This window comes from Sediminibacterium sp. TEGAF015, from assembly GCF_025997995.1.
GTDB lineage: Bacteria > Bacteroidota > Bacteroidia > Chitinophagales > Chitinophagaceae > Sediminibacterium.
In genome coordinates, this window is sequence record NZ_AP026683.1 from 1234818 (window position 1) to 1254756 (window position 19939).

Annotated in this window: 20 protein-coding genes; 6 read left to right on the forward strand and 14 right to left on the reverse strand. The window is 38.4% G+C overall.

Annotated features, from left to right (window positions below; translation table 11 throughout):
- Positions 1-51: 51 nt before the first annotated feature.
- A complete protein-coding gene (locus TEGAF0_RS05550; RefSeq protein ID WP_264900719.1) occupies positions 52-3696 on the reverse strand; it encodes an ABC transporter permease/M1 family aminopeptidase in 3645 nt (1214 codons plus the stop codon).
- Positions 3697-3717: 21 nt separating this feature from the next.
- Complete coding sequence (locus tag TEGAF0_RS05555; RefSeq protein ID WP_264900720.1) at positions 3718-4605, reverse strand: ABC transporter ATP-binding protein; 888 nt, start codon at positions 4603-4605, stop codon at positions 3718-3720.
- A 348-nt stretch (positions 4606-4953) separates the two neighbouring features.
- On the opposite strand from TEGAF0_RS05555, the gene TEGAF0_RS05560 reads away from it, so the two are divergent.
- Positions 4954-5265, forward strand: coding sequence for a hypothetical protein (locus TEGAF0_RS05560; RefSeq protein WP_264900721.1), 312 nt, complete (start codon positions 4954-4956; stop codon positions 5263-5265).
- Between the two features lie 61 nt (positions 5266-5326).
- On the opposite strand, the gene TEGAF0_RS05565 is transcribed toward TEGAF0_RS05560, so the two are convergent.
- From TEGAF0_RS05565 to TEGAF0_RS05585, 5 genes are read right to left on the reverse strand one after another with little or no spacing between them, the layout of a single operon-like run.
- Positions 5327-6145 (reverse strand): class I SAM-dependent methyltransferase, encoded by an 819-nt coding sequence (locus TEGAF0_RS05565; protein ID WP_264900722.1) that lies wholly within the window; start codon positions 6143-6145, stop codon positions 5327-5329.
- On the reverse strand, positions 6138-7010 hold the full coding sequence (gene rfbD, locus TEGAF0_RS05570) for a dTDP-4-dehydrorhamnose reductase (RefSeq protein WP_264900723.1): 873 nt from the start codon (positions 7008-7010) through the stop codon (positions 6138-6140). The genes TEGAF0_RS05565 and rfbD overlap by 8 nt, the downstream gene beginning before the upstream one ends.
- 14 nt (positions 7011-7024) lie before the next feature.
- Positions 7025-8008 carry a UDP-glucuronic acid decarboxylase family protein gene (locus tag TEGAF0_RS05575; protein WP_264900724.1) on the reverse strand — a complete coding sequence of 328 codons (984 nt, stop codon included), beginning with the start codon at positions 8006-8008 and terminating at the stop codon, positions 7025-7027.
- Positions 8009-8018: 10 nt separating this feature from the next.
- Complete coding sequence (locus TEGAF0_RS05580; RefSeq protein ID WP_264900726.1) at positions 8019-9320, reverse strand: UDP-glucose dehydrogenase family protein; 1302 nt, start codon at positions 9318-9320, stop codon at positions 8019-8021.
- A 5-nt stretch (positions 9321-9325) separates the two neighbouring features.
- Entirely contained in the window at positions 9326-10456 is a 1131-nt protein-coding gene (locus TEGAF0_RS05585; RefSeq protein ID WP_264900727.1) for a DegT/DnrJ/EryC1/StrS family aminotransferase, read from the reverse strand.
- 67 nt (positions 10457-10523) lie between these two features.
- Between TEGAF0_RS05585 and TEGAF0_RS05590 the strand changes: the two genes are divergently transcribed.
- On the forward strand, positions 10524-11783 hold the full coding sequence (locus tag TEGAF0_RS05590) for a 3-deoxy-D-manno-octulosonic acid transferase (protein ID WP_264900729.1): 1260 nt from the start codon (positions 10524-10526) through the stop codon (positions 11781-11783).
- On the opposite strand, the gene TEGAF0_RS05595 is transcribed toward TEGAF0_RS05590, so the two are convergent.
- On the reverse strand, positions 11756-12451 hold the full coding sequence (locus TEGAF0_RS05595; protein ID WP_264900732.1) for a hypothetical protein: 696 nt from the start codon (positions 12449-12451) through the stop codon (positions 11756-11758). The genes TEGAF0_RS05590 and TEGAF0_RS05595 overlap by 28 nt on opposite strands.
- Before the next feature lie 49 nt (positions 12452-12500).
- Here TEGAF0_RS05595 and TEGAF0_RS05600 point away from each other — a divergent pair, with 49 nt between their 5' ends.
- A complete protein-coding gene (locus tag TEGAF0_RS05600; protein ID WP_264900734.1) occupies positions 12501-13064 on the forward strand; it encodes a thymidine kinase in 564 nt (187 codons plus the stop codon).
- Positions 13057-13716 carry a heme exporter protein CcmB gene (locus TEGAF0_RS05605; RefSeq protein ID WP_264900736.1) on the forward strand — a complete coding sequence of 220 codons (660 nt, stop codon included), beginning with the start codon at positions 13057-13059 and terminating at the stop codon, positions 13714-13716. Before TEGAF0_RS05600 ends, TEGAF0_RS05605 begins: the two co-directional genes overlap by 8 nt.
- Here the strand turns inward: TEGAF0_RS05605 and TEGAF0_RS05610 are convergent.
- Positions 13713-14483, reverse strand: a complete 771-nt coding sequence (locus TEGAF0_RS05610; RefSeq protein ID WP_264900738.1) for an AMP nucleosidase — start codon at positions 14481-14483, stop codon at positions 13713-13715. The two genes, TEGAF0_RS05605 and TEGAF0_RS05610, sit on opposite strands and share 4 nt — an antisense overlap.
- A gap of 67 nt (positions 14484-14550) precedes the next feature.
- On the opposite strand from TEGAF0_RS05610, the gene TEGAF0_RS05615 reads away from it, so the two are divergent.
- Positions 14551-14982 carry a type I restriction enzyme HsdR N-terminal domain-containing protein gene (locus tag TEGAF0_RS05615; protein ID WP_264900740.1) on the forward strand — a complete coding sequence of 144 codons (432 nt, stop codon included), beginning with the start codon at positions 14551-14553 and terminating at the stop codon, positions 14980-14982.
- A gap of 109 nt (positions 14983-15091) precedes the next feature.
- Here the strand turns inward: TEGAF0_RS05615 and TEGAF0_RS05620 are convergent, their stop codons facing one another.
- Genes TEGAF0_RS05620 through TEGAF0_RS05630 form a run of 3 tightly spaced genes read right to left on the reverse strand, consistent with a single transcriptional unit; the run spans position 15092 to position 17452 of the window.
- Positions 15092-16513: a Glu/Leu/Phe/Val family dehydrogenase gene (locus TEGAF0_RS05620; RefSeq protein WP_264900742.1), complete on the reverse strand. Its 1422-nt coding sequence runs from the start codon at positions 16511-16513 to the stop codon at positions 15092-15094.
- A 38-nt stretch (positions 16514-16551) separates the two neighbouring features.
- Positions 16552-16779 (reverse strand): CcmD family protein, encoded by a 228-nt coding sequence (locus TEGAF0_RS05625; RefSeq protein WP_264900744.1) that lies wholly within the window; start codon positions 16777-16779, stop codon positions 16552-16554.
- Positions 16772-17452, reverse strand: a complete 681-nt coding sequence (locus TEGAF0_RS05630; RefSeq protein ID WP_264900746.1) for a cytochrome c biogenesis protein — start codon at positions 17450-17452, stop codon at positions 16772-16774. Before TEGAF0_RS05630 ends, TEGAF0_RS05625 begins: the two co-directional genes overlap by 8 nt.
- A 295-nt stretch (positions 17453-17747) precedes the next feature.
- Here TEGAF0_RS05630 and queA point away from each other — a divergent pair, with 295 nt between their 5' ends.
- Positions 17748-18797 (forward strand): tRNA preQ1(34) S-adenosylmethionine ribosyltransferase-isomerase QueA, encoded by a 1050-nt coding sequence (gene queA, locus TEGAF0_RS05635; RefSeq protein WP_264900748.1) that lies wholly within the window; start codon positions 17748-17750, stop codon positions 18795-18797.
- A 98-nt stretch (positions 18798-18895) separates the two neighbouring features.
- Here the strand turns inward: queA and TEGAF0_RS05640 are convergent, their stop codons facing one another.
- Entirely contained in the window at positions 18896-19366 is a 471-nt protein-coding gene (locus TEGAF0_RS05640; RefSeq protein ID WP_264900749.1) for a DUF1801 domain-containing protein, read from the reverse strand.
- Positions 19359-19925, reverse strand: a complete 567-nt coding sequence (locus TEGAF0_RS05645) for a Pr6Pr family membrane protein (protein WP_264900751.1) — start codon at positions 19923-19925, stop codon at positions 19359-19361. The genes TEGAF0_RS05640 and TEGAF0_RS05645 overlap by 8 nt, the downstream gene beginning before the upstream one ends.
- Between the last annotated feature and the right edge of the window lie 14 nt (positions 19926-19939).

Here is a 19939-nt window from a genome sequence, read left to right on the forward strand (position 1 = left end):
TGGATCAGCGCAGCTAATCCAACCCGAAAAGTTGCCGAAGGCAATCCTTCCCTACTCTACATCCACAGTATTATCATCTGGAATTCGATCAATCAATTTATTGTAAGGATCAATCCCTGCCTTTACTGGTTTTCCTTTCACTCTAATCGTAATCGTCTTTTGCCCGGGCATCAACTTGTATTTCTGAAGGAACAAAGGGTTAACTTTTTTTCTTCCGTATTTATCCACCGACTCAGCAGCAAAAACGCCAATATCAATGTAGTCATTCATTTTAGTAACCGTTTCCTTACCAGCACTATCCGCATAAAACTTATTGGTATTTACCTGAATGGTAACATCATACAAATCTTTGCCAACACTTACTGCTTTTGCACTGGTTGCCTTGTTATCGTAAAGCGTGATTTTCTTCCAGGTATCCACTAAGTAATACTTTACTGAATCAGGGGTGTACTTATCAATAAATGCATACAAGTCTGTGCTTCCAGCAAAAGGCGGATTCTCTTTTAAAGCAAAACTATCCCTGAATTCATGCAGTGCTTTATTTAGTTGATCTAATCCAATCAAATCCTGCAAACCATACAAAATCAGACTTCCTTTCTGATACCACTGATAAGGTCGATTACAATTGATAAAAGTATTTTCCTTTTTAGCCTCATTAGCTCTGCCTCTTAAATAGCCGTCCAACTCTTCTTTCAGGAATCGCTTCATATTGTCCTTTCCGTATTTACGTTCTGTAAGAATCAAGGCGGTGTATTCAGCAAGGGCTTCTGAAATCAAATTAGATCCCTTTGTTTTATTGGGAACCACTTGGTGCCCCCACCACTGATGTGCCAATTCATGGGCAGTTACATAATAAACGTAGTCAAAAGAATTCGGATCTCTGAAATCTGCTACCCATCCAAAACTTTCTGAAAAAGGAACTGTATTTGGGAAGCTTTGTGCAAACCCTGCATATCGGGGGAATTCCATCAGGCGCATTTGCCTAAATTGGAAATTACCATAACTCTTAGAGAAATAAGCTAACCCATCTTTATAGGCTGCATTAAATCTGTCTAAGTTGAATTTGTGTTTTGAATCGTGGAAGATTTCGATGTTTATTTTTTTACCACCTGCAATGGTAACTGAATCTTTAAAAACATCATACCTGGCAGAAACAATACTCAGGAAATAATCAATGGGCGTATCCTGTATATATTGAAAATATTTCCTTCCTCCCTTTTCCCAAACATTTTGCAAGTAACCGGGGGCAATAGCTATCTGGTCTTTTGATGTACTAACGGTAGCTTCAAAGTGTATCAAGTCTGCATCATCATTAAACAACATAGTAGCTCTACCCTGCGGATCATTCTGATTGGGAAACTCCTCTTCTTTTTTAGGCAACCTGTATTTTTTACGGTCTTCGTCACTAAACAATTCTCTGTCCGGATCATAACCAAAAGAAGGAATGCCGCCAGCATAAAATGTACCGTTATGTATAATTTCACGTGAGAATCCACTATTAGGAAATCCTTTATTTTCAATTACCGAGTATACTTCAAGCAAAGCCGTATCACCAGGAAGCATGGGTGAAGGAAGTCCATAAATTCTATAATTAGCCGTATCCTTCCCTTTCTTTAAAAAGTTGAAAGCAGAATGTTTATACTGCAATGGAGACCTATAAGAGAGTGGTTTCCCATTATACAAAATACGGTATCGAATGTTGGCATCTGCTAATAAATGCAAGGAATCAACAGCAGTTGCATTTTTATTTTTCAAAGAAACCCTGGCATATATTTCTACTTTTCTTTCTTCAGGAAAAATGTCTGCCTGCATGAGCACCTGGGTTACTTTGGGTTGTAATTTTTTCTCGTATTTTTTTAGGGTAGTCTCATATAAAGCAAGGTTGCTCTTGTTCTTGGAATCACTGATATAATTGTTCAGATAGCTTACATTATAGTAGATAAAAGCACCAGATCCAACCCAGCAAAGAAACAGTACAACTATCCATGCCCTTGGAGCGCCATGGAATCTTCCGGAGGCAATTCTCCATCTCTCTATGAAACCACCGGGAATTCCCCGTTGATAAAATAAATAAGCAATAATGGTTAACAAAGATCCGAGACTAATCCAATAAAAATTAAACCATAACTGCGGTTCAAGGAAATGTCCAATTCCATTAATATCACTCCAGCGATAATTGGGTGTGTAAAAATAGAAGAACAGATTATAATCCATTTTTCCGAATGTCCTTAATAAATAAAGACTCACCCAAATAATCAAAGAGGCACCATGTCCGCCAAATTTGTTGTTCACTAACAAATGAACGGCAAATGACAAGAGAATCATTTGAATAAACCCGGGAAAAGTCAGTACATATAATTCGATGAGATATACTGGTAAATTAAAGTCAGTATGTCCTTTCAACAACTGAATTAATACCCCAATAAACATGGGAATCGTAACCAGTATAAAAGCGATTCCCAAAAGGCTGCAGAATTTTGAAAAGAGAAAAACTGCGTTGGATACTGGCATGGCATCGTTGATAATATTGTATCTCGTTGCCTTTTCTCGATGAATGGTTTCTCCTGAATAAAAAAGCAGAATGATAAAAATGAAGATATTGTAATCATAGCTTTTATAATCCATCAAAAAAATGGTCAGGGGTCTGTCTGAAACGCCATATAAAGAATTACCAATCCAAAAATCCAATATCAGAAATATCAACCCGCCTAGCAGAATTGCTTTGAAATAATTATCCCTGATAATATTGGCAAATTCTATTTTAGTAAGTCGCCACCAAACTCTCCTCATATACCCTTGCGAAAAATCCTGTGTAACTTTCTGAAGCGGATGCCCTTTGGGTGTATTTTCAGCAGCTTGCTTTTTATCATTATTTTTTGATGTTTCAGCATTCAGAAAAGCAGTAAAACTGAATCGCCAATAAGCAATAAACGTTATCAGTATTGAAATGCCCACCCAGATTAAGCGGTTATACACAAAGACTTTTGTGAAAGGAAGCACCAAATGATTTTTTTCATAAGGTGTCAAATACCTTGTTTCCAGCTGAAAAGTATTGATGAGAAAAGGGTCTAATAATTTCACCAGTTCTCTTCTCTCTAAATCCTGCACAAGGAAATTAGAAAGCAGATAACCAATAAACAATAGAATACTCGCACTATAAACCACTTTTACATTCCTAGTAACAGCAACCAATGCAAAGAAAATAGTTGAAGGAATCAAAAGATTACTAAAACCATATAAAAAAGCGGGCTCCAAATAATTCCAGAGACCAAAGTCTCCTATCCTGTTAGAGGGAACCTGTCCCATTAATGGCCCTAAATAAGCCCCCACATAACAACCCCAGTTAAATGCAGTACCAATTACCAGAACATAAAAGAAAGAGCCAAAAAATCTGCCCCAGAAATACCCTCTCTTGGTAATTGGAAAACTAAAAAAATATTGTCTTGTCTGGTGCTCTATATCTCTATACAAAGGAACACCCATAATGGCAGAACAAACCAACATCATTAATATGCTAAAGAAAGTGGTACCTTCTGCAATGGTCCAGGGAGCATTGTGCAATACTTTCTCCGATGCAGGTGTTGATCCTGTTGCGATGGATAAAAATCCAATCAGGAAGAAAATGAAAAAGTAAATATAGGAGGCCGGTCTCTTGGAGCGGTAGACCAACTCAAATTTAAATATTTGCCAAAACATAAAGATGGTTTTTGAGTTAGGTTAGATGGTTGCTACGTCCATTTTAGAAGCAATCTGATGAAAGTATACATCTTCCAATGCGGGCGAAACAGTTCTGAAATTGCTTCCCGGATTAGAATCGCTGTAAATACGTACACTCAAACTGCCACTTTTCATTTGAACGCTGATAACCTGATATTGCTCTTTCATTTGCTCAACAGTTGCCTTGTCTGCAGAAATGGTAAAAATCTTTCCTTCTAACTCATTTACTGCATCATCTGGTTTATCGTGTCTGAGTAATTCTCCTTTGCAGATAATTGCAAAATCGCTGCACAAGGTTCTTACATCCTCAACAATATGCGTAGACAAAATGACAATCGTATTACTTCCTATTTCGCTTAATAAATTGTAAAAACGGTTTCTTTCTGCGGGATCCAAACCAGCCGTAGGCTCATCCACGATAATTAATTTGGGATTTCCCAGAAGTGCCTGAGCAATACCAAAGCGCTGTTTCATACCTCCCGAATAGGTCCCAAGACTTTTTTTACGGTCAGTATATAGATTGACTCTGTTCAGCAGATTCTCAACTGTTTCCTTTCTTTCTTTTGCATTGCTGATTCCCTTTAAGCAGGCTATATGATCCAGCATTTGTTCCGAACTGATTTTAGGATATACCCCAAAGTCCTGTGGCAGATAACCCAGGATTTTCCTTACCGACTCCTTATCGTTTAATACATCCAAATCATCTAAAAAAATACTTCCACTATCTGCTTCCTGAAGTGTAGCAATGGTTCGCATCAAAGAAGATTTTCCTGCCCCATTTGGCCCTAACAGACCAAACATGCCTTCTTTAATAGTAAAACTTACATTATTCAGTGCCTGTACGCCATTGGGGTATCTTTTGGAAAGATTGGAAATGACTAATTGCATAAAATGATTTGAAGGGTTTGAAAATGAAAATGGTTATAGTAATATATGAAATACTTTAATATATCACCAAGTATTTTCCTCATTATTTTAAACACAGACAACCATACTATTCATATATCTTTAAACAATTAGACTAATTTTGTTCGTATTCTTCCTTTTTTCAAGTTGTTTTTCACGAGCACAGCAAAGCATTGTCATTTTAGGAACAACCCAGGATGCAGGATCGCCACAAATAGTATGCACATATAGGACATTATACAGGATTAATGTTTCTGGGCAAAGAGGCAATCAATGCAAAAAATCAGTCTGTCTATGCAATGCCCAAAATGAAAGCTTTCTTGGAACAAAATGGACCTTGGAGTCAATTGGTCAGTCAGCAAAGTAGATTATGCCTTAATTGATGCAACTTTTTTTGACGCAACGGAAATCAATAATAGACCTATTAATGAAATTCCCCACCCCTTTGTTATTGAAAGTATGAAGCGCTTTAAATGGATGCTACAGGAAGACAAAAAGAAAATTTATTTTATTCATTTTAATCATACAAACCCGCTTCTCAACTTAAAAAGTAAGGCATCAAAAATAGTGTTGGGGGCTGGCTTTAACATTGCCAGACAAGGTGATGTATTTAAACTAGACAAAAATATTGTAAAAGACTAAACCGCGTAAAGAGTTGCATTTTGATACAATTCATGCAAATTGGAGTGTAACGTTTTCAATTCTACTTTTCCAGAATCAACAACAATCCATTTCCGTTAGATTTTTTACTAATAAAGTCCATCATCATCAATAACAAAATAATGGGGTAAAATAGGATAAGGCAAAATCCAGCAACGGATTTGAACAGATAACTACCAGAGACAATTAAAGTAGTACAACTATTCAGCAATTCATGACTTAGCTTACCTGCTGTACCATAAGTGTATATTTTTTTACGAACCGTAAATCCAGCTCTCTCAACTTTTTCTAGCAGCTCATTTTCAGTATATACCCGCTTTCTATTATTGACACTTTCATATTGTTCAAATCGTTGAAAAATATATGGGTAAACTTTAGTGAGAAAGATCCCATTGATGGGCACGTATAATAAGAGCTTACCTTCCTTTTTTAGACTCAGATACATATTTTTCAGCGCAAGTTCATCTTCGGAGATATACTGCAAAACCCCAACACATAAACCAATATCTACCATATGAGCTAGTTGATCAGTTTCAAGATTAAAGAGTTGCCCAGAAAGGTTAGCAATCCCAAACTGATTCATCAACTCAACAGAAGGCAAATGATAATCGGCTCCAATAAAAGTAGCACTGTTAATTTGTTTCGTAAACGGAACAATATACTGCCCTTCTCCACATCCAAAATCTACAATTGTACATGGCGCCTTTTTACTCAATAAAAGCAACCTCCACTCACGCATCACATACCATTTGCGTAATTGAGTCAAATAATGGAGCCCATACACCCATCGCAACAATTGGGGATTATTTCTAATAAAAGAAGGATATTGATACTGAAGCGTAAGGGATTTTAGCTTAGGCATGTAATTGCTCCATACAGTTTTTCAAACTACGTTTCCATTCTTTCAATTCAACACCGAATACGGTGGTAATACTTTGTAGGTCCAACACAGAATACGCTGGTCTTTTTGCAGGTGTAGGAAAAGCTTCGGTAGGAATTGGCAAAACAGAACAAGTAAGGCCTGCAAATTCTTTAATTGTAGAAGCAAAATCAAACCATGTGGTTGCGCCAGTGTTGCTGTAATGGAAAATCCCTACAGCATTGTTACCTTTTTGAGCAGCAGATATAATTTGCATAATGGCTTCTGCTAAATCAGCAGCATAAGTAGGACATCCCTGCTGATCGGCTACCACCTTAATCTCAGGTCTTTCTTTCATCAAACGCAACATGGTTTTCACAAAATTATTCCCATGCGTACTGTACACCCAGGAAGTTCTGATGATTACCGTGTTAGGGTTATTCTCCAAAGCTTTTTGTTCCCCTATGGCTTTGGTATTCCCATAATAATTAACCGGGTGGGTTGGCGTAGTAGTTGAATAAGGAGCTGTACCTTGTCCGTCAAAAACATAATCCGTGGAAATGGTAATCAGCTTTGTCTGAAACCTAGCACAGCAGGAAGCAATTTCACCAACCGATGTAGCATTAATAGTTAATGCAAGTTCTTTTTCCACTTCAGCTTTATCTACTGCAGTATAGGCGGCACAGTTTATAAAAAACTGAGGCCTTATCTTTTCAAAAAATGGAGCAATGCTTTCCGGTGCTGCTAAATCAAGCATCGTTCTGTCCGTAAAAACAAACTCGTACCTGTCTTGAAAAGAAGAAGCCAACTGTTGTAACTCCCATCCAAGCTGACCATTCTTTCCAGTAACAACAACAATTGGCTTCATATAAAATGTAATAACTATTTTCCTGAATAAAACTCCTTCGGTTGTTTAGACCATTCTTCCTTAGGCAAAGACTTAAAGTAGTCATAAGTTTTCTTCAAGCCTTCTGCCCTGTCTACTTTTGGTTCCCATCCCAATATGCTTTTAGCCTTGGAAATATCCGGCTTTCTTTGCTTGGGATCATCAACAGGCAATGGCTTGTATACAATCTTAACAGAAGATCCTGTAAGCTTTAATACTTCTTCAGCAAAATCTTTCAAAGTAATTTCATGCGGATTACCAATGTTTACTGGCATAGTGTAGTCGCTCATCAATAATCGATAAATACCTTCAATTAAATCATCCACATAACAAAAAGAGCGTGTCTGGCTACCATCCCCGAATACAGTTAGGTCTTCTCCTCTTAAAGCCTGACCAATAAAAGCAGGTAAAGCACGGCCATCATTCAGGCGCATTCTCGGACCATAGGTATTAAAAATTCGCACAATTCTTGTTTCTACTCCGTGGAATGTATAATACGCTCTTGTGATAGACTCCATGAATCTTTTGGCTTCATCGTAAACACCTCTAGGTCCTACTGGATTTACATTACCCCAGTATTCCTCAGTTTGCGGATGCACCATAGGATCACCATAAACTTCACTGGTAGATGCTACCAACATACGAGCTCCCTTTGCTTTGGCAAGTCCAAGGCAATTATGTGTTCCCAATGCGCCTACTTTCAGGGTTTGAATTGGGATTTTTAAATAGTCAATAGGGCTTGCAGGTGAAGCAAAATGCAGGATATAATCAATAGGACCTGGTACATGGATAAACTTGGATACATCGTGATGATAGAACTCAAATTCCTCCAGTTTAAATAAGTGTTCAATATTTCTGAGGTCTCCAGTAATAAGGTTATCCATCCCGACTACCTTATATCCTTCTTTAATGAATCGGTCGCATAAATGAGATCCGAGGAATCCGGCAGCGCCGGTGATTAATACTCGTTTTTGAGACATAATGATTTTTTTAAGGTCTTCCTACACTTTCGTAATGGTAGCCCATGTCAGTAATATATTTAACTTCAAATAAGTTTCTTCCGTCAAATATGGCTTTGCCCTTTAACAAGCTATCAATCACTTCAAAGTCTGGCGTTCTGAACTCACTCCACTCTGTTGCAATAACCAGTGCATCTGCATTCTTTAGCGCCCCGTATTGGCTATCGGCATATTTGATTTTATCTCCGATGGTATTTTTTACATTCGGCATTGCTTCTGGGTCATAGGCCGTTACAGTTGCACCAGCAGCTACCAGTGCGTCAATTAAGTACAAAGCAGGAGCTTCGCGGATATCATCCGTATTGGGTTTGAATGCCAATCCCCAAAGGGCAAAATGCTTCCCTTTTAAGTCGCCTTTGAAATAACGTTCAATTTTGGGAATCAAGTGTAACTTCTGTGCTTCGTTTACTTCTTCTACCGCTTTCAAAATCTTGAAGTCGTAATTCACTTCTTCAGAAGACATAATCAAAGCTTGTACGTCTTTAGGAAAACAGCTACCGCCATATCCGATACCAGGGAAAAGAAAACGCTTTCCAATTCTGTCATCAGAACCAATCCCCCTTCTAACCATGTCTACATCGGCACCTACTTTTTCACATAGTTGAGCTATTTCATTCATGAATGAAATTTTGGTAGCCAAAAAAGAATTGGCGGCATATTTGGTTAACTCAGCAGATTTTTCATCCATGAAAATCACCGGATTACCCTGACGAACAAAGGGTGCATATAAATCTGACATTAATTTCTTGGCTCGCTCAGAACGGGTACCTACCACTACACGATCTGGTTTCATGAAGTCATCTACCGCAACCCCTTCTCTTAAAAATTCGGGATTACTTACTACATCAAACTCCCCTTTATAATTTTCAGCAACTGCTGCATGTACTTTTTCAGCTGTTCCAACAGGAACAGTGCTTTTATCAACCAGTACTTTATAATCGGTCATGATTTTTCCTAGATCTTTTGCTACGCCTAATACATAACGCAAATCAGCAGCGCCTCCTTCACCCGGAGGTGTGGGCAATGCAAGAAAAACAATCTCAGCATCTTTTACCCCTTCTGCCAAATTGGTGGTAAATACTAATCTTCCTTCTCTTAAATTTCTCAGAAAGATTTTTTCCAAACCTGGCTCGTAGATGGTAATCTCTCCCTTGGATAGCTTATCTACTTTGTTCTGGTCAATGTCTATACAGGTTACTTTATTTCCTGTTTCAGAGAAACAGGTACCTGTTACCAAACCAACATACCCTGTTCCTACAACGGCAATTTTCATATAAATTATTTATTGATAAAGTTTAAAACATGCGTACATATATAGTTCAATTGATCTTCCTCCATCTCACTATGAATAGGAAGAGAAATTACGGAATTTGTTAATAAATCGGTCACCAGAAGCTCAATTTCTTTTAATCCAAAGCTTGAAAACATATCCTGCTTATGTCCGGGCACTGGATAATAAATCATGGAAGGGATTTTATGTTCTGCCAAATAGGCTACTAAACCATCTCGGTCAACCCCGTTAAGTTGTAGGGTGTATTGATGATACACATGTGTGCTATAAGGTGCTACAAATGGAGTGGTAATAGCAGAAATACCTGCAAAAGCCTTATTATAAAAAGCAGCAACCGCTTGTCTGGCTGCATTGTACTGATCCAGTTTTTTCAGTTTGATATTCAATACTGCTGCCTGAATGGAATCGAGTCTTGAATTACAACCCACCACTTCATGATAGTATCTTTTTTGCTGTCCGTGATTGGCAATCATTTTCATTTGATGAGCAAGGGCATCATCGTTGGTAAAAATGGCTCCCCCATCCCCATAGGCACCCAGATTTTTTGATGGATAAAAACTAGTGGCTCCAATGGTGCCAATGGTTCCAGTCTTTTTCTTTGTTCCATCGGAAAAAGTATAGTCACACCCGATTGCCTGGGCATTGTCTTCAATTACATAGAGTCCAAACTCTTTGGCAATTGCCATAATTTCTTCCATGGGCGCAGCATGTCCATACAAATGAACAGGCACAATGGCTTTTGTTTTAGGGGTAATGGCTTTTCTAATTGCGGCAGGATCGATACAAAAAGTTTTGGGGTCAACTTCCACAAAAACAGGTGTAAGCTTTAATAAAGCCACCACTTCTGTTGTTGCTATATAAGTGAATGAAGGGGTGATTACTTCGTCTCCTGGCTGCAATCCCAATGCCATCATGGCAATCTGAAGGGCGTCTGTACCGTTAGCACAGGGAATGGTATGTTTTACCTGTAGATAAGCACCCAGATCGCGGGTAAACTCCTGTACTGCTTTTCCATTAATATAAGCTGCGGTATCTAACACTTCGTGGATGGCAGCATCCACCTCGTTTTTTATTGCTAAATACTGAGAATGGGTATCCACCATCTGTATAGGACGCATATGTAAAATTTAAATGCAAAATTACTATAAAATCAACAACAAAGATTTGAGTTACTTTTGTTCTATTATGAAATGGGCATACCTGTTGTTTATCAAATTATACCCACTGATTGCATGGTTCATTTCTCCGTTCAATCGGAAAGCTGCCCTATGGGTAAGCGGCAGGAAAAATTTGCTGGAAAAAATCAGAACAGCATTTTCCAGTAACCAGGATCCTGTTATCTGGATACATGCAGCATCATTGGGAGAATTTGAACAGGGATTGCCCATTGCAGAACAACTAAAAAAAGAATATCCCGGCCATCGCATATTAATTACTTTTTTTTCGCCCTCCGGTTACGAAAACAAAAAAAATCATCCGGTTGCCGACTGGGTCTTTTATCTGCCAATGGACAGTGCTCGTAACGCAAAATTGCTGATTGAATATACACGCCCTAAACTGGCCATTTTTATTAAATATGAATTCTGGTACTACTATTTAAAAACACTGCATAATCATAACATTCCTGTGTTGTTGGTGTCCGGCATTTTCAGGCCTACCCAGCTTTTCTTTAAACCCTTTGGAGGATTTTACCGCTCCCTCTTACAATATTTCAGGCATTTGTTTTTGCAGGACCAGGGATCAGCAACGCTGCTAAAACCTTATTTAGCTGCAGTACGCATGCAGGTATCGGGAGATACCCGCTTCGACAGGGTTATCGCCATTGCTGCAGCAGCAAAATCATTTCCCGAAATTGTTCAATTTGCCGATGGCCTCCCTTTAATTATCGCAGGTAGTACCTGGAGTGAAGACGATAAAGTGTTGCACCATTTTGCCATCAGCCATCCTGAAGTAAAATGGATTATCGCCCCGCATCATATTGAAGAAGAAAGACTCAGCGAATGCTTACGTTTTTATCCATCCGCTGTTTTATATTCTGCTTTTACCAAAGCAAAAAAGGAAGAGCAACAAGAGACAAAAACCATTGTTATTGACAATATTGGAATCCTTAGTCAATTGTACCAATATGCAACCATTGCATTTATCGGAGGCGGCTTTACCAGTCAGGGAATTCACAACACCATTGAGGCTGCTGTATTTGGTAAACCAATCATTTTTGGACCAGTTTATGACAAATATCTGGAAGCAATTGAGCTGATAGAAACTGGAGGAGCCGTTTCAGTTGAGAATACGCTGCAACTGGAACAAATATTCCATATTTTACTACAGGAGAAGGAGAAAAGGTATAAAATGGAGAATGCTTCGTTGGATTATGTAAAGGCAAAAGCAGGTGCCACAGCACAAATTATAAGCTATATTCAGGAAAAACGTCTCTTAATCAACTGATCAAATAATTTCACCGTTGCATTGTCCTCCAACCAGCCTAGTTTAACCTTTAATTCCCGTTGAATCCAGTACTGTGCTTCAGGAAAAATATTAAACCCATTTATTGTTTTAATGCTTCTTTCGTACATGTTTTCATCACCTCTGAACAAGTGATTGATAAAAAGGTATCTGTCATTGATACTAATGGCTTTTTTAAGGTCCCTAACAGGCGTTTCGTCTAGCATATTGGCTACTTCAACCGTATATTCCTTTAACTGCTCATTTAATTCCGGTATATCATTAACTAAAAGTTCATTTACTTCCTTTACCAGCACTTCTTCTTTGGGTGCAGGGGCAGGAACCGGCTGGTGTATCAGCGTTGGAATGTCTACGTAAGATTCAAACAAGGATTTTCCTATGGCAGCTTTATCTTCTTTGGCAGGTTGTTTGGGCGTAATTCCGGGAATTGCTGATTCACTTTCATTATTGCTAATAGCTACAGAAGGCATAACTACCGCAACTTTTGATGTTGAATTATTGGCTGGTTTCTGCATCTGCAGCTCTGCTAATAATAGCTGAGCAGTGATGGCCAATTTATCAACCGCTTCCTTACGGTTAAATTGTTCTTGTAATTTATTAATTAAAGTGCCTACTCTTTCCATAGGAAGCAATACTTTTGGGTTATCCAAAGAAGCAACTTATCAACCTAAAACGAATTTTAAGCTATTTTATTGTTACATGTTTATTGAACCCAATTTATCAGGAGAAAGAAGAGGCTGGATCGAAGTGATCTGTGGTAGTATGTTTAGTGGCAAAACGGAAGAATTAATCAGAAGATTGAAAAGAGCCAAAATTGCCAATTTAAAAGTAGAAATTTTTAAGCCAGCTGTAGACAAGCGATACGATGAAAATGACGTGGTAAGCCACGATTCAAATACTATTACTTCTACCCCCATCGAAAATTCACAGACCATTCTATTAATGGCCCAGGATGTTGATGTGGTAGGCATTGATGAAGCACAGTTTTTTGATGCAGAAATCGTTACGGTTTGCGAAAAACTTGCACTCAGAGGCGTCAGGGTAATTGTTGCAGGACTGGATATGGATTACCTTGGAAAACCTTTTGGCCAAATGCCCTTTCTACTGGCTACGGCCGATTATATAACCAAGTTGCACGCCATCTGCATGAAATGTGGCAATATTGCGAATATTTCCTATCGTAAAACCAGTGACGAAGGGCAGGTTTTATTAGGTGAGAAAGAAACCTATGAGCCCCGATGCAGAAATTGTTTTCATGAATAATTTTCGCCTGATATCAGCCCTTCTCAAAAAAGACATATTACTGGAAACCCGCCAGCAATATAGCTTTTACGGAGTCCTTTTATATATAGCTTCCAGCACATTTGTGGTATATCTAACAATGGGGCAACCTGAAGAGAAAGTATGGAACGGACTTTTCTGGGTATTGCAATTGTTTATTTGCATCAACGCCGTTGCTAAAAGTTTCTTACAGGAAAACAGGGGCAGAATGCTGTACTATTATAGCCTGAGTTCACCTGTGCATTTTGTATTGGCTAAGCTTCTGTTTAATGCCATTCTGATGTTATTCATGACCTTACTTAGCATTGGCATCTTCAGTTTGCTGCTGGGCAATCCTACTGTCCGTTTCATAGAATTCATACTGGTTAGTCTGCTAGGGGGAATCAGCTTAAGTATGGTTTTTACTTTTCTTGCAGCGATAGCAGCCAAAGCGCAGCAGCAGGCTGCTATGATGGCTATTATGGGTTTTCCCATCATCATACCTCAATTACTCTTACTGATGAAAGTGTCAGGAGCTGCATTCACTTCTGCTATACAAAACGGATGGTGGCAAATGATAGCTTTGCTGTTTATACTAGACTTACTGGTACTTGCCTTGTCCGTAATATTATTTCCTTTTCTCTGGAGGGATTAGAACCGCAGATGTCTTACAGTTAATCCATTATTAATAAGCTGCTTTAAGGAGTCAATACCAATTTTAAGGTGTTTGTCTACAAACTGAGCAGTTACTTTGGAATCACTTGCTTCTGTTTTAACTCCTTCAGGAATCATTGGCTGATCGCTTACCAGCAACAATGCTCCGGTTGGAATTTTATTAAAGAATCCTACGGTGAAAATAGTAGCTGTTTCCATATCAATGGCATAGGCCCTTACTTTTTGCAAGTAAGTTTTGAACTCTTCATCGTGTTCCCAGACTCTGCGGTTGGTTGTATAAACGGTACCTGTCCAATAGTCAACTTCATAATCTCTAATGGTTGTTGAAATTGCTTTCTGTAATGCGAAAGCAGGCATGGCTGGAACTTCCGGCGGGAAATAGTCGTTTGAAGTACCCTCACCCCTTATAGCTGCAATCGGCAAAATCAAATCCCCGATTTTATTTCTTCTTTTTAAGCCTCCGCACTTTCCTAAAAACAGCACCGCTTCAGGCTCAATGGCAGTTAACAAATCCATAATAGTGGCTGCACCAGGGCTTCCCATTCCAAAATTGATAATGGTAATCCCATCTGCAGTAGCGCACTGCATTGGACGATCTAATCCAACGATAGGAACATTGTTCCATTCTGCAAACATTTTTACATAATTGCTGAAATTGGTTAACAGGATATATTTTCCAAAATTTTCCAGCTTTTCTCCTGTATAGCGGGGCAGCCAGTTGTTTACTATTTCCTCTCTTGTTTTCATATTCAACAATTTAACTTGTAAATATACAAATTAGCCCTGATTTATAGAGTAATCTTAAATTGCGTCTATGAATATCCTTTTTCCACCTTATGAGCCAAGGTTACAAAAAGAAGACAATCAGCTTTTCACCTGGTGTCTCATCCGAAAAAAATGGGTACTTTTTACCAAAGAAGAATGGGTTAGGCAAAACTGGTTGAATTATTTATTACAAGAGTTGAAATATCCATCATCAATGATTGCAGTTGAAAGAGGAATTCAACTAGGAGAATTAAAAAAGAGAGTAGACATTCTGGTATTTAAGAACAGTATGCCCTGGCTATTGATTGAATGTAAGGAACAAGATGTTCCCTTAACTGAAAAGACTGTACAGCAAATTTTAGGTTACCAAACTGTATTGCAAACAGGCTATTTAATTATCAGCAACGGAAATGAATCCAGGGGTTTTGAAATAAAAAGTGCGGCAATTTCTGAAATGGTTTCAATCCCCCCCTATGCCTGAATTTTGCGATTCTGATTGTAAAAATGAGTTTGTGAAATTCATGTAATCTGGTTAATAAAAAAATCCCAGCCTTTATAAGGACCGGGATTTTTTATAATGAAGTAACTTATTAAGGGAAAATTCCTAATTCAGTGTAAGAAGTACCTACTTTGTTGATTGCGCATACATAAGCAGCTGTTCTCATATCAGGAATAGCAGGATTCTCTTTCCAGATAGCCATGATTTCTCTGGTTGCAGCAATCATAGACTCTTCCAATCCACTATGCACCAAATCCACTTCTTCCGGACCATGAAGAATAATATTACGTTCTGCTGTACTTACTGTTTTACCAGTTAATTCTTCCAGCTGGGTAAGGATTTTGGTATTCAGATTTTCAGTGAATCTTTTTTCCATTCTACCGTATCTTACGTGACTTAGGTTCTTTAACCACTCAAAATAAGAAACAGTTACACCACCTGCGTTCAAGTACATATCAGGAACAACTAAAACACCTTTTTTAGCAAAAACTTCATCAGCTTCAGGAGTCAATGGGCCATTGGCAGCTTCACCTATTATTTTTGCTTTTACGCGTGGTGCATTTTCGCCATTGATTACATTCTCTAATGCCGCAGGAATCAAAATATCGCACTCCATTTCCAGTGCTTCCACACTCTTGGCAATATTGGTTGCACCTGGGAAATTAAGAATTGACCCTGTCGCTTTTCTATGTTGGAAAACTTCTTCCTCATTTAATCCGTTCGCATTGTAAATAGCTCCTTCATATTCAGCAATAGCAATTACTTTAGAACCATTCTCACGGAAAAATTTGGCTGTATGGTAACCCACATTACCTAATCCTTGTACAATTACTGTTTTTCCTACAACACCAGTAGTCAAACCTAATTTTTCCATTACATCAGGCATATTACACACTTCGCGAATACCAAAGAAAACGCCCAGACCAGTTGCTTCCTTTCTTCCGCGAACGCCACCCTGCGTTACTGGCTTACCAGTTACACAACCAGCAGCATCAATTTCGCCTGGCTTCAATGAAGCATAGGTATCAACAATCCATGACATTTCACGTTCGCCGGTACCATAATCCGGTGCAGGCACGTCAATACCAGGTCCAATAAAATTTTTCTTTACCAATTCGCTGGTATAACGTCGTGTAATTTTTTCCAACTCGTATACAGAATACTTTCTTGGATTAATTTTAATTCCACCCTTACCTCCGCCAAAAGGAACATTTACAATTGCGCACTTATAAGTCATTAAAGAAGCAAGCGCCATTACTTCATCCTGATTCACTTCATCACTAAAGCGAATACCTCCTTTACAAGGAGACTTGTGCTGAGAGTGTTGTACTCTATATGCTTCAATCACTTCAATTCTTCCGTCATCCATTTTCACTGGAAAACGCATGCTGTAAATACTGTTACAAGCCTTAATTTGTTCTAACAACCCCTTTTCCCATTTGGTAAAACTGGCTGCTTTATCAAAGCTTCTTTCAACACTTTGAAAAAAGCTGTACGGTTGATGATTCGACATGGCAATCGTTTTATTGGTTAAAATCGAAAAATTTAAAATTATTTTTTAAGCCCCTCTTTTTCAAGACGGGTAATTTTTTTATCAATGCTGATAATGTAAGTAAACAATCCAGCTAAAATAGTAAGCACTACAGCCATTACCACAAAAATTTTTCCGTTGCTTCTCATTAGACCTGCATCAGGATTGGAATCTTGGGCCATTGCCTGAGCTGCTAACAGAAAAACAGCGATTAATAATAAGCCGCTATATTTAATCAGTTTAGTCATTATTCTCCAGTTTATCTTTTAATAGGGAAAATCTTATTTGAAGGGTACTTATCCAGGTCCCCAATAATGTCCATCCAATTACTGCCGGATAAAAAACAATTCGCATTTGCGCATCCATGTCTTTCCCATTTATACCTGGATTACCTTCTGCACCTTGTCCTCCGGGATGTAGAGATTCGGTAAGTCTTGGCAAGATCCACAGGGTGGGGAAAAGCATAAAAAATGCAAATATGTTATATACTGCTCCAATTCTACCCTTTTTATCGTCTTCTTTTAAACTACCCCTCAATACAAAATAAGCCAGGTAAATAAGCATAGCGATGGCCGCGCCATTTTGTTTGGGGTCACCACTCCAGGGGCTTCCCCACTGATAATTGGCCCAGATGGAACCTGTAACCAAACCCAATATTCCATAAATAACTCCTGTAACAGCAAATGCCACAGCATAATGGTCATTTTTAGCAATTGGATTTCTCAGGTACCTGATAGAGTAAATCAATGAAACCAGCAGCAAAATCATCATGGTGAACCACATAGGAGCATGGAAGAAAAAGTTACGTATGGACTCTTTCATGCGGTCATCCAGCTTTGGCACTTTTACGTAAAATCCGTAGGTGCACGTATATACCAATAAAAGAATTGACAATATTTTCCACCAGTATTTGCGAATCATTGAATACAGTTTTGCCCGAAGTTGACCCCCTGGGTTTGAATTGCTGCAAAATTAGGTGAAAGCAACCCAATAAACCTTGTCATTGTGTAAATTTTACCTATCCTTAGCATTCTGCGCAGGCCTCCAGAACAAACCAATAAAGAAATCAACTTCTCACTGGAAACAATGATGGAAAAACCACCGATTTTCGTTAGTTTTGCACACTTTCAAATTCATGCCGTAACATGAAGTTATCCTATTCCGCCCAGGCGGATTGAACAACTTGCTGTGGCTATCATCTTAAAAGATTAGTTACATGAAATTATCTCAGTTCAAGTTTGACCTCCCGTTAAACTTAATTGCACAAAATCCAACCAAGAAAAGAGAAGACAGCCGCTTAATGGTTGTAGACCGCAAGAGCGGACACATGGAAAACAGACAATTCAAAGACATCCTTGATTATTATGACGATAAAGATGTTTTTGTAGTGAACAACACCAAGGTATTTCCTGCCAGAATGTATGGTCGGAAAGAGAAAACCGGCGCAAAGATCGAAGTTTTCCTTTTACGCGAATTAAACAAGCCCAACAGACTATGGGATGTAATTGTTGATCCCGCAAGAAAAATCAGGGTTGGGAATAAACTGTACTTTGGAGACAATGAAGAATTAGTAGCGGAAGTTATTGACAATACTACCAGCCGTGGAAGAACCATCCGTTTTTTATGGGACGATGATGATGAAAGTTTCAAGAAAATGCTTGAATTTTTAGGAGAAACCCCACTTCCAAAATACATTAAGCGCAAGCCAGACGAAGAAGACAAAGAAAGATACCAGACGGTTTATGCTAAACACGAAGGGGCAGTTGCTGCGCCTACGGCAGGGTTGCACTTTAGCAAAGAATTGATTAAAAGATGTGAAATACAGGGTATTCGCTTTGCAGAAGTTACCTTACATACAGGACTAGGTACTTTCAGACCTATTGAGGTTGAAGACCTTAGTAAACATAAAATGGATGCAGAGTATTATCAGATTGACGAACAAGCCTGCGCTATCGTAAATAAGGCAAAAGAGAATGGCAAACGAATCTGTTCTATTGGCACTACAACAATGCGTGCAATGGAAAGCAGTTTCACCGCTCAACAAATGTTGAAGCCAAGTGAGGGATGGACCAACCATTTCATTCATCCTCCTTATAATTTCAATGTTGCTGACAGCCTTGTTACCAATTTCCATTTACCTAAAACCAGCTTATTAATCATGACCTGCGCTTTCGCCGGTTACGATTTAGCAATGGAAGCTTATAAAAAAGCAATTAAAGACAAATACAGGTTCTTCAGCTATGGTGATGCGCTGTTGATTATTTAACGCATTCTAATTGAGCTAAACTTAATTGTAAAATATTAAAAGCCAGTAGAGGTAAAATCCTACTGGCTTTTTTATTCGAAAAAGATTCGCTTACAGTTTTATTTTTTCTTTCGATTGTTCTTATACAAATTCTCATATATAGAAATCCATTCTTCAGGTGTCATTTTCTGCACAAGCTCCCCTATTAGTGCATTAGGAACCTGGGCTGTTTTTTTAAACCTTATACAACTTTTGCCCATATCCAACTTTGTAGGTGTAGCCATCTTATAGGCTTGGGTAAACCATTCAAGTAAGGATGGCTGGGCATAGATACCCATATGATAGAATGCAATAAAATTCTTTTGTGCAGCCAATGCCATAAACGGCAGGGGTAGTTTAGGATCACAGTGATACCCATCCTTATACAGGCTATGTGGCACTACATATCCGATCATGCCATAACTGATGCACTCTTCAAATCCTGCAGGTAAATTTCCGGTTATGGCATCCCGAATCTGAGAGAAAACTTCTTTTTGTTCATCAGGAATTTGTTTCAGATACTCCTTAACTGTTTTGGCACCACTAATCATTAGTATACGTTTTAATTTTTTGAGATCGCTTATTGGCAATAAAACTCAAACTCAGAGAGAGAAATGTGAAAACTAATAAAACAAGCAAACTATTTCCAAATGCCTGGAGAAAACTTATTTTATTTAGATCCAGAAACGGATATGGATAAAAACCTGAAAAATTTCCTCTGATAATTGTGTATACAAAGTATACTGCAGGATATATTAACCAATAAGGTATTGATTGATATTGAATTGTTCTTTTTGAAGTAAATAGTATCCAATATACAATTGAAAGTATTGGCGAAAAACTATGCAGACCATGATCCGCCCAAAAAGCCAGACCCAGTGGATTATGTAATTGACTTAAAATAGCATGATATACAATTCCAACCACTAGAATATAAACTGTTATTGCCGTGCCTGTTTCTGGCTTATGCCAAAAACTTGCATCACTATTTCGTGACAATAAAAGGTTAAGGAAATAAATAAAAACCAGCGTGTTACTTAAAATCGTGAAATAGCTGAAGAACCGAATAACAACATCCACTACATCCTTGTTGGCAGGATTGTGGAGCATGATTGATAACTGAA

Excerpts from the sequence above, each read along its gene's own strand:
- TEGAF0_RS05625 (WP_264900744.1), bottom strand. The coding sequence starts at position 16,779 with ATGACTAAACTGATTAAATATAGCGGCTTATTATTAATCGCTGTTTTT.
- TEGAF0_RS05555 (WP_264900720.1), bottom strand. The coding sequence starts at position 4,605 with ATGCAATTAGTCATTTCCAATCTTTCCAAAAGATACCCCAATGGCGTA.
- TEGAF0_RS05640 (WP_264900749.1), bottom strand. The coding sequence starts at position 19,366 with ATGATTAGTGGTGCCAAAACAGTTAAGGAGTATCTGAAACAAATTCCT.
- TEGAF0_RS05630 (WP_264900746.1), bottom strand. The coding sequence starts at position 17,452 with ATGATTCGCAAATACTGGTGGAAAATATTGTCAATTCTTTTATTGGTA.
- TEGAF0_RS05600 (WP_264900734.1), top strand. The coding sequence starts at position 12,501 with ATGTTTATTGAACCCAATTTATCAGGAGAAAGAAGAGGCTGGATCGAA.
- TEGAF0_RS05585 (WP_264900727.1), bottom strand. The coding sequence starts at position 10,456 with ATGCGTCCTATACAGATGGTGGATACCCATTCTCAGTATTTAGCAATA.
- TEGAF0_RS05620 (WP_264900742.1), bottom strand. The coding sequence starts at position 16,513 with ATGTCGAATCATCAACCGTACAGCTTTTTTCAAAGTGTTGAAAGAAGC.
- TEGAF0_RS05605 (WP_264900736.1), top strand. The coding sequence starts at position 13,057 with ATGAATAATTTTCGCCTGATATCAGCCCTTCTCAAAAAAGACATATTA.
- TEGAF0_RS05580 (WP_264900726.1), bottom strand. The coding sequence starts at position 9,320 with ATGAAAATTGCCGTTGTAGGAACAGGGTATGTTGGTTTGGTAACAGGT.
- rfbD (WP_264900723.1), bottom strand. The coding sequence starts at position 7,010 with ATGAAGCCAATTGTTGTTGTTACTGGAAAGAATGGTCAGCTTGGATGG.
- TEGAF0_RS05550 (WP_264900719.1), bottom strand. The coding sequence starts at position 3,696 with ATGTTTTGGCAAATATTTAAATTTGAGTTGGTCTACCGCTCCAAGAGA.
- TEGAF0_RS05615 (WP_264900740.1), top strand. The coding sequence starts at position 14,551 with ATGAATATCCTTTTTCCACCTTATGAGCCAAGGTTACAAAAAGAAGAC.
- TEGAF0_RS05565 (WP_264900722.1), bottom strand. The coding sequence starts at position 6,145 with ATGCCTAAGCTAAAATCCCTTACGCTTCAGTATCAATATCCTTCTTTT.
- TEGAF0_RS05645 (WP_264900751.1), bottom strand. The coding sequence starts at position 19,925 with ATGCTCCACAATCCTGCCAACAAGGATGTAGTGGATGTTGTTATTCGG.
- queA (WP_264900748.1), top strand. The coding sequence starts at position 17,748 with ATGAAATTATCTCAGTTCAAGTTTGACCTCCCGTTAAACTTAATTGCA.
- TEGAF0_RS05590 (WP_264900729.1), top strand. The coding sequence starts at position 10,524 with ATGAAATGGGCATACCTGTTGTTTATCAAATTATACCCACTGATTGCA.
- TEGAF0_RS05610 (WP_264900738.1), bottom strand. The coding sequence starts at position 14,483 with ATGAAAACAAGAGAGGAAATAGTAAACAACTGGCTGCCCCGCTATACA.
- TEGAF0_RS05560 (WP_264900721.1), top strand. The coding sequence starts at position 4,954 with ATGGACCTTGGAGTCAATTGGTCAGTCAGCAAAGTAGATTATGCCTTA.
- TEGAF0_RS05575 (WP_264900724.1), bottom strand. The coding sequence starts at position 8,008 with ATGTCTCAAAAACGAGTATTAATCACCGGCGCTGCCGGATTCCTCGGA.